Origin of the sequence: Dysosmobacter sp. Marseille-Q4140 (genome assembly GCA_018228705.1) — a bacterium.
Taxonomy (GTDB): Bacteria; Bacillota; Clostridia; order Oscillospirales; family Oscillospiraceae; genus Oscillibacter.
Genome location: CP073694.1, coordinates 318,592 through 332,356 on the forward strand (window position 1 = coordinate 318,592; position 13,765 = coordinate 332,356).

Sequence of the window (13,765 nt, forward strand, 5' to 3'; positions counted from 1 at the left end):
TGTGGGCCGGTCCGCCGGACCGGCCTCTCTTTCGCAGCATACCAAAGCATTATAGCATAGCTCCGGCGGCTTGTAAATCGTCAACCCGCCGCCAGGCCCTGGAACAACCCCCACGGCGGGACCAGGAAGGTCAGCAGGACATAGCAGGCCGCCAGCAGCCCGCACAGAACCAGCCAGATCCGGGGGCGCCGGGCGCCGTCGGGGCCGAAGGCGATCCCTGCCGCCAGGGCGCCCGCCCAGACCGCAAGGCACAGCCGGCCGCTGCCGCCGGCGGCCAATATCGCCCCATTCAGCGCCACGGCTCCCAGGCTCGCCAGCACAGCCGCCGGCAAATCCCGGACCACAGGTCCCGGCGCCCGCCCCAGGCGGCAAGTCAGAAAGCAGACCCCCAGCATGGGCCAGAATACCAGCTTGCTCAGTTCCCAGGGACTTGCCCGCTGAGGCACCAGCACCGCCGCCGGACCGCTCCGGACCGTGCCGTGGAGCAGCAGAAGCACCAGTCCCAGCAGCACCGCGGCCAGATACCGCAGTGCCACCCGATCGATCGTATCTCTCATGGTCTCTCACCTCTCTCCACCGTATGCAGCAGCGGGGGCGGAAAGACCGAAGGACAAACAGGACCGGGCCCGCGGGCCCGGTCCTCCGGATCGGCAGACGCCGGTCCTCAGATCTCGTCAAAGAACTTGGCGTGGATGGCCTTGACGGCCTTGTTCACATCCTCCTCGTCCAGCAGCACGGAGACCCGGATCTCGGAGGTGTTGATCATCTGGATGTTGATGCCCGCCTCGTACAGGGCCTCAAACATCTTGGCGGCCACGCCGCAGTTGCTCATGAGCCCGGCGCCCACGATGGAGACCTTGCCGATCTGCTCGTCGGTCTCAATGTGGTCGAAGCGCAGAGCTTCCTTGTGCTCGCCCAGGATCTGCTCGGCCTCGGCCAGGTCCTTCTTATGTACGGTGAAGGTGATGTCCTTGGTCTCCTCCCGGCCGATGGACTGCAAAATGACGTCCACGTTGATGTTGTGCTTGCTCAAAAGGTCAAAGACCTGGAAGGCGACGCCGGGGTTGTGCTGCAGTCCGATCAGCGCCACGCGGGCGATGCTGGTGTCCTTGGCGACACCGGCGATATTGGTTTTTTCCACTTTGGTGACCTCCTTCACTTTCGTACCCGGCTTGCGCTCCAGGCTGGATACGACTTCCAAATTCACTCTGAACTTCTTGGCCAGCTCCACGCTGCGGTTGTGGAGGACCTGGGCGCCCTGGCTGGCCAGCTCCAGCATCTCGTCATAGGTGATCTCGTCCAGCTTGCGGGCGTTGGGAACGATGCGGGGATCGGTGGTGTAGACGCCGTCCACGTCGGTATAGATCTGGCACAAATCCGCCCGGAAGGCCGCCGCCAGCGCCACGGCGCTGGTATCGGATCCGCCGCGGCCCAGGGTGGTGACGTCACCGTTGCGGTCCACGCCCTGGAACCCGGTCACCAGCACGATCCGGTGCTGGTCCAGCTCCGACTGGATGCGCTCGGAATCGATCTTCTTGATGCGGGCATCGGAGTGGACGGAAGTGGACTGGATCCCCACCTGCCACGCCGCCAGAGACACGCAGGGCAGCCCCATGGACTCCAGCGCCATGGCGCACAGGGCCACGGAGATCTGCTCGCCGGTGGACAGCAGCATATCCATCTCCCGCTTGGAGGCGTTGGGGTTGATCTCCTCCGCCTTGGCAATGAGATCATCGGTGGTATCGCCCTGGGCGGAAAGGACCACGATCACATCGTTGCCCTTGAGGTAAGTTTCTGCGATGATGCCGGCCACGTTCCGGATGCGCTGGGCATCCTTCACGCTGCTGCCGCCGAATTTCTGTACGATCAAGCTCATAGCGTTTCCTCTTTTACCTGAAATTGTTTGCCGCCGCTACACCAGTATACACACCCGGCGGCGGTTTGGGAATCAGCCCAGCACCCGCATGCAGGCCAGCACGTTCAGGGACTTGGCCCGGCGGGCGGCGTCCTCGCCGCTGACGGAATCCGTCAGGAAGGCGGTCTCGCCGTCCTCACTGAGAACCTCCACCTGACCGAAGGCCATGGCAGCGTCGGTGAGGCTGCCCTCGATGCGGAAATAGTACCGGGTGTGGAGCTCCATGGGGTCGCGGAACCCGGCGGGATCGGCCTCCCAGCCGATCTCCTCCCGGCGGGGACTGGCCTGGAGGGCCTCCATCACGTCCGCCACGCAGGCGGAGGCGGTGGGCAGTTCTCCGGCACCGCGGCCGTAGAACATGACCTCGCCGGTGGCATTGCCCTTGACCACCACGGCGTTGTACACATCCTCCACATTGGCCAGGGGGTGCTCCTCCGGAATCAAGTGGGGCGCCACATAGGCGGTACGTCCGCCGCCCGGCAGCCGCAGGCACCGGCCCAGAAGCTTCACCCGGTAGCCGGCCCGCTGGGCGATGCGCACATCCCGCAGGGACAGCTTGGAGATACCCTCCATAGGCACTGCAGCAGGATCCACCTGGCTGCCGAAGGCCAGGTCCGCCAGAATGCAGATCTTGCGGCCGGCATCGATGCCCTCCACGTCGGCAGTGGGGTCCGCCTCGGCATAGCCCTTGGCCTGGGCCTCCCGCAGGGCATCGGAGAAAAAGGCACCGGTGCGGACCATGCGGGTGAGGATATAGTTGCTGGTGCCGTTCAAAATGCCGTAGATCTCATCGATGCGGTTGGCCGCCATACACTGGGTCAACGGGTGCAGCACCGGGATGCCGCCGCCCACGCTGGCCTCGAAGAGGTAGTTGACGTTTTTCTTCCGGGCCAGCGCCAGCAGTTCCGAGCCCTTTTCCGCCACCAGCTGCTTGTTGGCGGTGACCACGTGCTTGCCGGCGTTCAATGCCCGCCTGGTGTACTCATAGGCCGCCTCCACACCGCCGATGGTCTCCACCACCACCCGGATGGAGTCGTCCTCCTCGATACGCTTGAAATCATCTGTCATCAGCTGGCGGTAGGGCCCGTCCTGGAAATGCCGGACCAGGATGGTCTTGACCTGAAGGGGCTCTCCCAGCTTCCGCTCGATCTGCTTGGCATTTTCCGCCACCACCTTGGCAACGCCCGTTCCCACGGTGCCAAGGCCCATAATCGCAATCTGTATCATCGCCGTTCTCCTTCCGGTTTATCCCGCCAGAACCTCAAACTTCACCACGCCCTCCACTGCGGCCACGTCCGAGAGCAGCTGCTCCAGCGTCTCGGCCATGCCGCTGGTTTCGGCGGAGATGGTGACAGCGGCGCAGCCGTTGGTGGGAATGGACTGGTTGATGGTCAGGATGTTGGCACCGGAGGTGGCAAACACCGACAGCACCCGGCTGAGAACGCCAGTGTTGTCCTTGAGCATCCCGTAGAAGGTGATGATATGCTCCGACTTCATGTCGTTGAAGGGCTGGACCGAGTCCTTGTACTTGTAGAACGCGCTGCGGCTGATGCCCGCCATCCGGGTGGCAGCACCCACAGTGGCCGCCTCGCCGGTCTGCATCATCCGCTTGGCCTCCGCCACCTTTACAAAAATCTCCGGCAGGGCCTCTGCCGCCACGATGTAATATCGGATCTCTCTCGCCATTTCGTCCGCCTCCCATGGTCAAATGTCTTCCAACGTCGACCATCTTAACATACTTTTGTCGCTGATGCAACCGAAACGTCGAAAAATCTTTTGGGGAAAACGGGGAATATCCCCAGGGCTCTGTCCGTCCATGGTGGGCAAAATGCCGGGAAAATGGGAGACTGCCCGAAAATGGGCAGTCTCCCACAGGTCCACAGTCTGTCTTTGAGGGGTGATCAGCGCTCCGCCCGGTAGACGGCGGCCATCCCCTTGTAGGTCTCGTAGCAGTCCAGCTTGGACACCACCTCGAAGGGCGCGTGCATGCTCAGCACCGGAACGCCGGCGTCCAGAGTGGTGATGTTGCGGTTGGCCATATACATAGCCACGGTGCCGCCGCCGCCGGCGTCCACCTTGCCCAGCTCCGCGATCTGCCAGATCACGCCGGAGCGGTCGAAGAGGCCGCGGACGTAGGCCACGGTCTCGGCGTCGGCGTCGGAGGCCCCGGACTTGCCCCGGGCGCCGGTGTACTTGCAAAGGCCGATGCCGTAGTTGAGGTAGGCGGCGTTGCGCTTTTCAAAGACCTCGGCGAAGTTGGGGTCGAAGGCGGCGGTCACGTCGGCGCTGAGGCAGAAAGAGCCCTCGTAGCAGCTGCGCAGGGCCGCGCCCTGGACCTCGCACAGGTCCTCCATAAAGGTGTCGAAAGCGGCGGACTGCATGCCCGTCACGCCGTCGGAGCCGATCTCCTCCTTGTCCGCCAGGACGCACACGGCAGTGCGCGCCGGGGTCTCCTCCAGGTCCAGCAGGGCCCGCAGGGCGGCGTAGCCGCACACCCGGTCGTCGTGGCCGTAGGCGCCGATCATGCTGCGGTCCAGGCCGATGTCGCAGGCGGTCACCGCCGGCACCGCCTCCAGCTCCGCGGAGGTGAAGTCGTCCTCGGTGATGCCGTACTTCTCGTTGAGCAGCTGCATCACCGCCAGCTTCACCCGGCCGGACTCCTCGCTGTCCCCGATGGGGCGGCTGCCCAGCAGCAGGTTCAGCGTCTCGCCGGGCACCGCCTCGCCCAGGGGCTTCTTGTTCTGCTCCATGCCCAGGTGGGGCAGCAGATCTGTGATGACCAGCCGGGGATCGCCGGGGTCCGCGCCGATGTGGACGCGGACACTGGTGCCATCCGCCAGGGCCACCACGCCGTGGAGCTCCAGGGGCACGGTGACCCACTGGTACTTGCGGATACCGCCGTAGTAGTGGGTCTTGAAATAGGCCAGCTCCCCGTCCTCATAGAGGGGGTTGGGCTTGAGGTCCAGACGGGGGGCGTCGATGTGGGCCGCGGCGATCTGCACGCCCTGGCTCAGGGGCGCCTTGCCGATGCGGGCCAGCATCACCGCCTTGCCCCGGTTGCAGCGGTACACCTTGTCGCCGGGGGCCAGGGCCTGGCCCCGCTCATAGGGGCGGTAGCCGGCCTGCTCTGCCAGGCGGATCACCTCCGCGGCGCACAGCCGCTCGGTCTTGCCGGCGTCCAGAAAGGCCTTGTAATCGGCGCAGTATGCCTCCATAGCCGCCCGCTCCGCCTCCGGCGCGCGGTCATAGCCGTTCTTCCGCTTGGAAAGCAGCTGCTCCTTCAGCTGCTTGTACTCACTCTTTTCCATGGGCTTTTTCCTCCTTGATGGTCTCGATCAGCCGCGCGAAGAAGCGCTTCGCCTCCGCCTCGAAGGCCTCGGCGCTGTCGGCGGCGTTGTTCAGCTCCAGATCGCACCGCTCCCGGTAGTATTCGTCGGGCTTCTGGGCGGAGATCCGCAGCCGGGCGTATTGCTCGGAGATATTGTCCCGGGCCATGATCCGCCGGACCCGCAGCTCCAGCGGCGCCGTCAGGGCGATGGTCCGGTCGCACAGCCGGTCCAGGCCGCCCTCCAGCAGGCTGATGGCGTCGATGGCCACCAGGCCGCCGGCATTGTCCGCCAGCCGCTGGCGCAGTTCCGGCTCCATATAGCGGAACACGATGGCGTTGAGCCGCTCCAGCCGCTCCTTGCTGGCAAAGACCTCCTGGCCCAGGCGCTGGCGGTCCAGCCGGCCGTCGGCGGCAAACACGCCTGGGAAGGCGTTGCCGATCTCCTGGCGCAGGTCCTGGTCCGCATCCAGCATCTGATGATACAGGGCGTCGCAGTCAATGGTCACCGCGCCCAGGGACTCCAGGGCCCGCAGGGCGCTGGTCTTGCCGGCGCCGGTGCCGCCGGTGAGGCCCAGCACCACCGGCTCCGCCTCCGCCTCCAGCACGTGGAAGCCGGCGGCCTTTTTCAGCCGGTTACCGATGGCAAGGCCCAGCCCGCGGTTGTCAGGGCATTGGGCGTAGATCTCCGTGACGGCGGAGCCGTCGAAGAAGCGCAGAGCGTCAAAGACCCGCTGGGCCTGGGACAGCTTGTCGGCAGAGGCGCCCAGTGTCTGGACCACCTGGTCCGGGAAGAGGTGAGCGTACTCGTCGAAGCAGATGACGCCGGAGGTGGGGCCCACCCGCTGGGCAATGACCTGGGCGGACTTCTCCGGCTTGCCAGTGACCACGGTGACCGGCGCCTTGGGGGCGTAGTGACGGTACTTCATGCCCGGAGCCCGGGGCTTCTCCCCCTCCGCCAGGGTGCCGGTGACGGCCTTGTCCACCTCGATCTTGCCGATGAGACGCTCCAGCTCCTCCAGAGGCAGTCCGCCGGGGCGCAGCAGCCGGGGCGGATCGCAGGTCAGATCCAGGATCGTGGACTCCACACCCACGGAACAGGGTCCGCCGTCCACCACGCCGGCGATCTTGCCGTCCATATCCTCCAGCACGTCCTGTGCGGTGGTGCAGCTGGGCCGGCCGGAGGTGTTGGCGCTGGGAGCCGCAATGGGCACCCCTGCCTCCCGGATGATGGCCAGGGTCACTGGGTGGTTGGGGCAGCGGACGCCCACGGTGTCCAATCCGGCGGTGGTCTGATCCGGGATGATGGGCTTGCGCTTGAGGATCATGGTCAGCGGGCCGGGCCAGAACTTCCTGGCCAGCACATAGGCCAGGGGCGGCACGTCGCTGCAATAGCGGGCCAGCCACTGCTGGCCGGTGACGTGGATGATGAGGGGGTTGTCCTGGGGACGGCCCTTTGCCTCGAAGATGCGGCGGACCGCATCGGCGTCCAGGGCGTTGGCCCCCAGACCGTACACCGTCTCCGTGGGGATACCCAGGAGGCCGCCCTCCCGCAGGATCTTCGCCGCGGAGTAGATCTTGTCGTCGATGGCCTTCTGCTGGCCCTTGGTGTCCCGCAGGTCAAAATACAATGTGTGCATATGCTTCGCCTCTATCTCTCTGAACTCCGGCGGCTGCGTGCCTCCGGTCTTTTCAACGCGTTCTCATTCCACCCCGGCGCCGCTTTGCAGCCGCTCCGCCCGGTCGGCGGTGACCAGGGCCTCGATCAGCTCCTCCAGATCGCCGTCCATGAAGGCGTCCAGTTTGTAGAGCGTCAGTCCGATGCGGTGGTCCGTCACCCGGCCCTGGGGGAAGTTGTAGGTCCGCACCCGCTGGCTGCGGTCGCCGCTGCCCACCTGGCTGCGGCGCTCGGCGGCGGTGGCCTCGGCCTGCCTCTGCCGCTCCAGGTCGTAGAGCCGGGAGCGCAGGACCTTCATGGCCTTGTCCTTGTTCTTGTACTGGCTCCGCTCGTCCTGGCACTCCACCACCAGCCCCGTGGGCAGATGGGTGATACGGATGGCAGACTCGGTCTTGTTGACATGCTGGCCTCCGGCGCCGGAGGAGCGGTAGGTATCGATCTGCAGGTCCTTGGGGTCGATGGCAACATCCACCTCCTCCGCCTCCCGCAGCACCGCCACGGTGGCGGCGCTGGTCTGGATGCGGCCGCTGCTCTCCGTCACCGGCACCCGCTGGACCCGGTGGACACCGGACTCGAACTTCAGCCGGGACCAGGCGCCCTGGCCCTCGATCATCAGACTGCACTCCTTGACGCCGCCCAACTCTGTGTCGCTGCGGCTCATGACCTCCGCGCTCCAGCCCCGGCGCTGGACATACATGGTGTACATCCGCAGGAGGTCCGCGGCGAACAGAGCCGCCTCCTCCCCGCCGGTGCCCGCCCGGATCTCCAGCAGCACGCCCCGGTCGTCGTCCGGGTCCTTCGGCAGCAGCAAAAGCCGCAGCTGCTCCTCCAGCCGCCCCAGCTCCTCCTGGGCGGCAGCGAACTCCGCTTTTGCCATCTCCCGCAGGTCCGGGTCGGCAAGCATCTCCTCTGCCCCGTCCCGGTCGGACTTCGCCCGGCACCAAGCCCTCCAGGCCTCCGCCACCGGCGTCAGCTCCTTCAGCTCCCGGGTGACGGTCCGTAGTTTCTCTGCGTCGCCGTAGACCGCCGGATCCGCCAGCTGGGCCTCCAGGTCCTCACAGCGCAGGGCAATGGCCTTCACTTTTTCCAGCATGGGACCGCTCCTCTCCTGTGGATTTCACAAAAGGGCGCAGTCTACCGCTCCGCCGCCAGCAGCTCCCGGACCTGACGTAAAAACTCCTCCTGCCAGAAAGCGCTTCCCACGTCTCCGCTGCGCAGAGATACCGCTGCCGTGTGGCCGGCAGGCACATACTGGTCCATCTGGCGGTAGACTTCCGCGTATTTGTTCTTGCTGCTGCGGGTGATGACATAGGCCGTCTGTGGCAGCTTCTTCCCGTGGGCCTTCAAAAACGCCCGCATGACGGCGCTGCACCGCCCGGCCCACACCGGCGTGCCCAAAATCACCAGCCGGTATTTGGGCAGTCCCTGCCCGGTCTGGAAGGACAGCAGCGGCTCCGTGGTCCGGCGCATGGCGTCCCGGCCGCAGCGGATCCAGCCCCGCAGGCCGCCGCGGTCCACGCCGTCCCGCAGTTCCAGCAGCTCCGCGTCCAGAGCCTCGGCAATCTCCTCCATGGCCTTCTTGGTGTTCCCCGTCCGGGAGTAATAGATACATAAGATGTCTTTCATGGGTTCCTCCACATAATGAAACGCTCAGTCCAGCAGGAAGCTCTTCACCATGGCGAAGGCCTCCCGCAGGTAGTAGTTGATCTCCAGATGGGCCCAGGGCAGCGCCGCGCCCACGCCCACAGTGTCGCCGTAGCCGTTCCGGGCGGCCAGAAGCCCCGCCCGGGCCAGGTGGAAGTCATTGGTGACCACCGCCACCGTATCCGCGGCCGGGTCCACCCCCGCCTCCTCCAAAAGGGGCCTGGAGAGGGCGAAATTCTCCGCTGTATTGGAGGCGGATTCCTCCAGAATGAGCCGCTCCGCCGCCACGCCCCGGGCCGCCAGGTAGTCGTACATACACTGCGCCTCGGAGATCTCCTCCCCGTAACCCCGGCCGCCGGTCAAAACCGCCGGGATATCCGGGTGGGCCGTGAGATAGTCCAGTGCCGCATCCAGCCGGGTCTTGAGGGACAGCGACGGCTCAGTGCCGTTGACCCCGGCGCCCAGGACGATCACCGCGCCGGCGCTCTCCTCCGGCGGGGCCTTGCACCCCTCATGGATCACAAAGATCTCGATCAGCGCCAGGGGGATCAGCACCAGCGCCAAGGCGGCCCGGAAGACCAGCCGGCACCGCCGGCCGGCTCTGGACCGGCGGGCCCAGCGCCGGAGATACTCCCCTGCCGTCAGCGCCGCCGCCAAGGCCAGCAGCAGGAAGCCGGAAAACCGGATACCCAGGCCGCGCAGCAGCACCAGGGCGAGCCCCACCGCGGCGCATACCACTGCGGCGGTCAGGACAGTCTGGCCCCGCTGGCGCCGGGCGCCCTTGTAACGGTCATATCTGTACAGGGGTCTGGCTTTATCCCTCTGCCTCCTCACTGAGCTGCTCCCACCTTTCGTACAGGGCGTCCAGCTCCGTCTGAGCCGCCTCTTTCTCTTGTACCAGTTCGTTCAGCTTCTCATAGTCGCAGGCGGCGGCCTCCATGTCCGCCTCCAGGGCGGCGATCCGCTCCTCCGCCTTGGCGATGTCCCGCTCGCAGATGGTCAGCTGCCGCCGGGCGGCCTGCTGGGCCTTGTTGCCCCGCTGGGGCCGCTCTGTGACGGTCTTTTCCTTTACAGGCTTTGCCGTCTCCTGCTTTTCCGCCTCCTCCTGGGCCTTCACCTGCCGGTATTGGGCAAAGCCCATGGGATAGTCGGTGATGGTGCCGCCGGAGACCTCCCAGATGCGGGTGGCGAAGCGGTTGATGAAATACCGGTCGTGGGAGACGAAGAGCAGTGTGCCGTCGTAAGCCTCCACCGCCTCCTCGATCCACTCCCGGGAGTCGATGTCCAGATGGTTGGTGGGCTCGTCCAGGATCAAAAAGTTGATCTCGTCGTCCATCAGCATGCACAGCCGCAGGCGGCTCTGCTCGCCGCCGGAGAGGACGGAGACGGGCTTCATCACATCCTCTCCCCGGAAGTCATAGGCCGCCAGCCGGTTCCGGGCCGACTGGGCGGAGAGGCCCCGCTTGGCGGCCATCATGTTCTCCACCAGGTTCCAGTCCGGGTGGTCGAACTCCACCACCTGGGGCAGATACGCCTCCTTCACCTGGGGGCCGGTGCGGATGCGGCCGTCGTCGGGGTACAGCTCCCCCACGATCATCTTGATGAGGGTGGACTTGCCGGTGCCGTTGTCCCCGATGAGGCCGATGCGCTCGCCGCCCTCCACCCGGAGGGTGATGCCGTCGAAAAGACGCTTGTCCCCGAAGCCCTTGGAGAGGTTCCGGATGGAGAGCACCTCGTCGCCGTGGAACTCGGCGGCGTTGAAGCGGGCGTCCATCTTCCGGGCCTTGGTGGGCTTGGAGGTGGTCCGCATCCGCTCGATGCGCCGTTCCATGGAGATGGCCCGGCGGTAGGTCTTGTCCATGCCCTGGAAGGCCCAGAGGCGCAACTGCTCCGCCGCCTTTTCCAGCTGGGCGATCTTGGCCTGCTCCTTCTCGTACTGCTTCATCCGCTCCTGGTAGCGGCGCTCCTTCTCCACGGCGTAAAAGCTGTAATTGCCGCTGTAAAACTCCGCTCTGCCGTCCTGGATCTCGATGACCCGGGTGACGGTGCGGTCGAGAAAATAGCGGTCGTGGGAGATGGTGACCACCGTGCCCCGGAAGGTGCGGATGTACTCCTCCAGCCACTCGGTGGCGTGGAGGTCCAGGTGGTTGGTGGGCTCGTCCAGCAGGAGGATGTCCGTGTCCTCCAGGATCAGCCGTCCCAGGTTCACCCGGGTCTTTTCCCCGCCGGAGAGGCTGTCGAAGAGCTGCTGGCGCATCTGCGCGGGAATGGACAATCCGTTTGCGATCTTGTTGACCGCCACGTCGGTATCGTACCCGCCGAAGGCCTCGAACCGCTCGCCCAGGGCGCCGTAGCGCCGCAGGAGGGCCGCATCGCTCTCCCCCGCCGCCATGCGCCGCTCCAGAGAGCGCATCTCCTCCGCCAGGCTCTCCAGCCGGGAAAAGGCGGAGCGCAGCACATCCTCCACCGTGTAGCCGGCCGGATACACCGGGATCTGGGAGATCAGTCCCACCCGGCGGCCCTGGCCGATGGTGACGGTGCCCTCGTCGCTCTCCAGCTCCCCGGTGAGGACCTTGAACAAGGTGGTCTTGCCGGCGCCGTTGCGGCCCAGCAGGCCCACCCGCTCGCCCTGGTCGATCTGGAAGGTCAGGCCGTCCAGCACGTTGTGGCCCACCTCAAAGGACTTGACCAGGCCGTTTACCTGTATCTCAATCATACGTCTTTCGCAGCCGCTCCACCAGCTTCTCGAAGTGCATGGCATGAGACGCCTTGATCAGCATGGCGGTGTTCTCCTCCAGCTGGCGCGTCAGCTCGTGGACGGCCTCCTCCTTGGTAGCGAAATGCAGCGTGGTGCCGCCGCTCTGGGCGGCGCCGTCGGCGATCTTGGCGGCCTTTTCCCCGATGGCGGCCACAAAGTCAATGCCCAGCATGGCCGCGAGAGCCCCCATGTTGTAGTGGGCCTGGGCGGTCAGGTTCCCCAGCTCGCCCATATCGCCCAGCACGGCCACCTTCCGGTCACACTCGGTCTTGGCAAGGATCTCCAGTGCCGCGGTGACAGACTGGGGATTGGCATTGTAGCAGTCGTCCAGGATCAGCCGGTTGCCCGGCAGGCGGATCACCCGCATCCGGGACCCGGCGCTCTCATAGGACGCCACGCCCCGGACAATCTCCTCCCGGCTCAGCCCCAGCTCCTCGGCAATGGCCACCGCCATGGAGGCGGAGTAGGCCATGTGCTCGCCGGGAGCGGGAATGGTCAGAGCATAGCGGTCCCGGGGAGTGGTGACGGTGCAGGTGATGCCCGCCACGCCGTGGTCCGCGATCTCCGTGATCCGCACGTCGCAGTCCGGGGTCTGGCCGCAGCGCAGCACGCGGAAGGGCAGCTCCAGGCCCCGCAGCAGGGCGTCGTCTCCATTGAGAACGGCCAGCCCTCCGGGCCGGAGATTTTCAAAGATCTCGCACTTGGCCTCCAGGATCCCCTGGCGGCTGCCCAGATTTTCGATGTGGGCGTCTCCGATGTTGGAGATGACGGCGATGTCAGGCCGCACCATCTCGCCCAGATACCGGATCTCCCCGAAGTGGTTCATGCCGGTCTCGATCACCGCCGCCTGATGCTCCGCCGTCAGGCCCAGCAGGGTCAGGGGGGTGCCGATGTCGTTGTTGAAGTTCTCCGGCGTTTTCAGCACCCGGAGCTTCGCCCCCAGCACGGCGGCGATCATCTCCTTGGTGGTGGTCTTTCCCACGGAGCCGGTGATCTGCACAAAGGGGATGGGGAACCGGTCCCGGTAGGCGGAGGCCAGGGCCCGCAGGGCCAGGCGCGTATCCGCCACCTGGATATAAAACTTATCCGCCCGCAGCCGCTCGGGCACCCGGGCGCACAGGCATCCGGCGGCGCCGGCATCCAGCGCGGCGTCGATGAAGTCGTGGCCGTCGAACCGCTCCCCCACCCAGGGCAGGAACAGACTGTCCTTGAGGACCTTCCGGCTGTCGGTACACACGGCCCGCACCTGCGGCGCCTGCGGCGCCGGGTTGAGCCACCGGCCCTCCACGGCGGCGGCGATCTCCTGTACGGTCATAGGCTGCATACGCTCACCCTCTCCTCTTGATCTGCATGGACAGGTCCACGATGCGCTGGCACAGCTGCTCATAGCTGATGCCAACAGCAGCGGCCTCCTTGGGGACAAAGCTGGTGGGGGTCATGCCCGGCAGGGAGTTGGCCTCCAGCACCCACAGCTTCCCGCTCTCGTCCAGAATCATGTCAGTGCGGGAGTAGACCTCCAGCCCCAGGCAGCGGTGCACCCGCAATGCCAGGTCACCGGCGGCCTCCATGACCTCCGGCGGCACCTGGGCAGGACAGGTCTCCAAAGCGGCGCCGGCCTGGTACTTGGCGGCGTAGTCGAACTCCTTTCCGGCGGGCACAGTCTCCACCGCCGGCAGCCACTGATCGCCCAGCACGGCCACGGTCAGCTCCCGGCCGTAGATCCGCTCCTCCGCCAGGACCTTTCCGCCGAAGCCCAGCACCTCGTTCAGCGCGGTGCGCAGCTGCGCCCGGTCCTCCGGTAAGTACACGCCCAGGGACGAGCCGCCTCCGATGGTCTTGACCACGCAGGGCATAGGCAGCTCCGCTGCCAGGCTCTCCGCCTCCTCAGGGCCGTACTCCAGCAGGCGCCACTTGGGCGTGGGGATGCCGGCGGCGTCCATGAGCCGCTTGGCCACGGCCTTGTCCATGGCAGCAGCGGAGGCCAGATGGCCGGAGCCGGTATAGGGCACGCCCAGCAGGTCCAGGGCGGCCTGGATGCGGCCGTCCTCCCCGTCCATGCCGTGGAGGCCCAGGAACACGATGTCCGCCGCGGCGCACACCTCCAGCACGTGGGGGCCGATGTGGCTGGGGCTCTGGTCCGGGCGGCTGCGGCGCACTGCCTCCAGGTCCGGCGCCTGGGCGCGGACACGGACGTCGGCGCACAGGCCGTCCGGCGCGTCAAACAGGGTGTCCAGATCCGCCGGGACCTGCTCCAGCCCCAGGAACAGATCCACCAGGATGGCCCGGTGTCCGTTTTTCCGCAGAGCCCGGCACACACCGGTACCCGACACCAGGGACACCTCCCGCTCGGTGGAGATGCCACCGGCCAGCACAACAATTTTCATAGCTCTCTCATATCCTTCCGCAGCAGCAGGGCGTCAGCCCATACTGATAGCATTATACTAT

The 13,765-nt window shown here is 66.2% G+C and carries 12 protein-coding genes; all 12 read right to left on the bottom strand.

The genetic code is table 11. The features are described from left to right. Positions 1-80 precede the first annotated feature (80 nt). The 12 genes from KFE19_01545 to KFE19_01600 all read right to left on the bottom strand — a co-directional run bounded on the left by KFE19_01545 (position 81) and on the right by KFE19_01600 (position 13,704). Positions 81-557, bottom strand: a complete 477-nt coding sequence (locus tag KFE19_01545; protein ID QUO38234.1) for a hypothetical protein — start codon at positions 555-557, stop codon at positions 81-83. Between the two features lie 107 nt (positions 558-664). Continuing rightward, a complete protein-coding gene (locus tag KFE19_01550) occupies positions 665-1,876 on the bottom strand; it encodes an aspartate kinase (GenBank protein ID QUO38235.1) in 1,212 nt (403 codons plus the stop codon). A 72-nt stretch (positions 1,877-1,948) separates the two neighbouring features. Next, entirely contained in the window at positions 1,949-3,142 is a 1,194-nt protein-coding gene (locus KFE19_01555; GenBank protein ID QUO38236.1) for a homoserine dehydrogenase, read from the bottom strand. An 18-nt stretch (positions 3,143-3,160) separates the two neighbouring features. Beyond that, positions 3,161-3,601, bottom strand: coding sequence for an ACT domain-containing protein (locus tag KFE19_01560; GenBank protein QUO38237.1), 441 nt, complete (start codon positions 3,599-3,601; stop codon positions 3,161-3,163). A gap of 215 nt (positions 3,602-3,816) precedes the next feature. Then, complete coding sequence (locus tag KFE19_01565; protein ID QUO38238.1) at positions 3,817-5,223, bottom strand: aminopeptidase; 1,407 nt, start codon at positions 5,221-5,223, stop codon at positions 3,817-3,819. Then, positions 5,210-6,880 (bottom strand): threonylcarbamoyl-AMP synthase, encoded by a 1,671-nt coding sequence (locus tag KFE19_01570; protein ID QUO38239.1) that lies wholly within the window; start codon positions 6,878-6,880, stop codon positions 5,210-5,212. Before KFE19_01570 ends, KFE19_01565 begins: the two co-directional genes overlap by 14 nt. Before the next feature lie 63 nt (positions 6,881-6,943). Continuing rightward, on the bottom strand, positions 6,944-8,011 hold the full coding sequence (prfA, locus tag KFE19_01575) for a peptide chain release factor 1 (GenBank protein QUO38240.1): 1,068 nt from the start codon (positions 8,009-8,011) through the stop codon (positions 6,944-6,946). 41 nt (positions 8,012-8,052) lie between these two features. Beyond that, positions 8,053-8,544, bottom strand: coding sequence for a flavodoxin family protein (locus KFE19_01580; protein QUO38241.1), 492 nt, complete (start codon positions 8,542-8,544; stop codon positions 8,053-8,055). A 24-nt stretch (positions 8,545-8,568) separates the two neighbouring features. Next, complete coding sequence (locus KFE19_01585; protein ID QUO38242.1) at positions 8,569-9,396, bottom strand: YdcF family protein; 828 nt, start codon at positions 9,394-9,396, stop codon at positions 8,569-8,571. Continuing rightward, positions 9,377-11,278: an ABC-F family ATP-binding cassette domain-containing protein gene (locus KFE19_01590; protein ID QUO38243.1), complete on the bottom strand. Its 1,902-nt coding sequence runs from the start codon at positions 11,276-11,278 to the stop codon at positions 9,377-9,379. The genes KFE19_01585 and KFE19_01590 overlap by 20 nt, the downstream gene beginning before the upstream one ends. After that, entirely contained in the window at positions 11,271-12,644 is a 1,374-nt protein-coding gene (locus KFE19_01595) for a UDP-N-acetylmuramoyl-tripeptide--D-alanyl-D-alanine ligase (protein QUO38244.1), read from the bottom strand. The genes KFE19_01590 and KFE19_01595 overlap by 8 nt, the downstream gene beginning before the upstream one ends. A gap of 4 nt (positions 12,645-12,648) precedes the next feature. Further along, complete coding sequence (locus KFE19_01600) at positions 12,649-13,704, bottom strand: D-alanine--D-alanine ligase (GenBank protein QUO38245.1); 1,056 nt, start codon at positions 13,702-13,704, stop codon at positions 12,649-12,651. Positions 13,705-13,765: the final 61 nt, after the last annotated feature.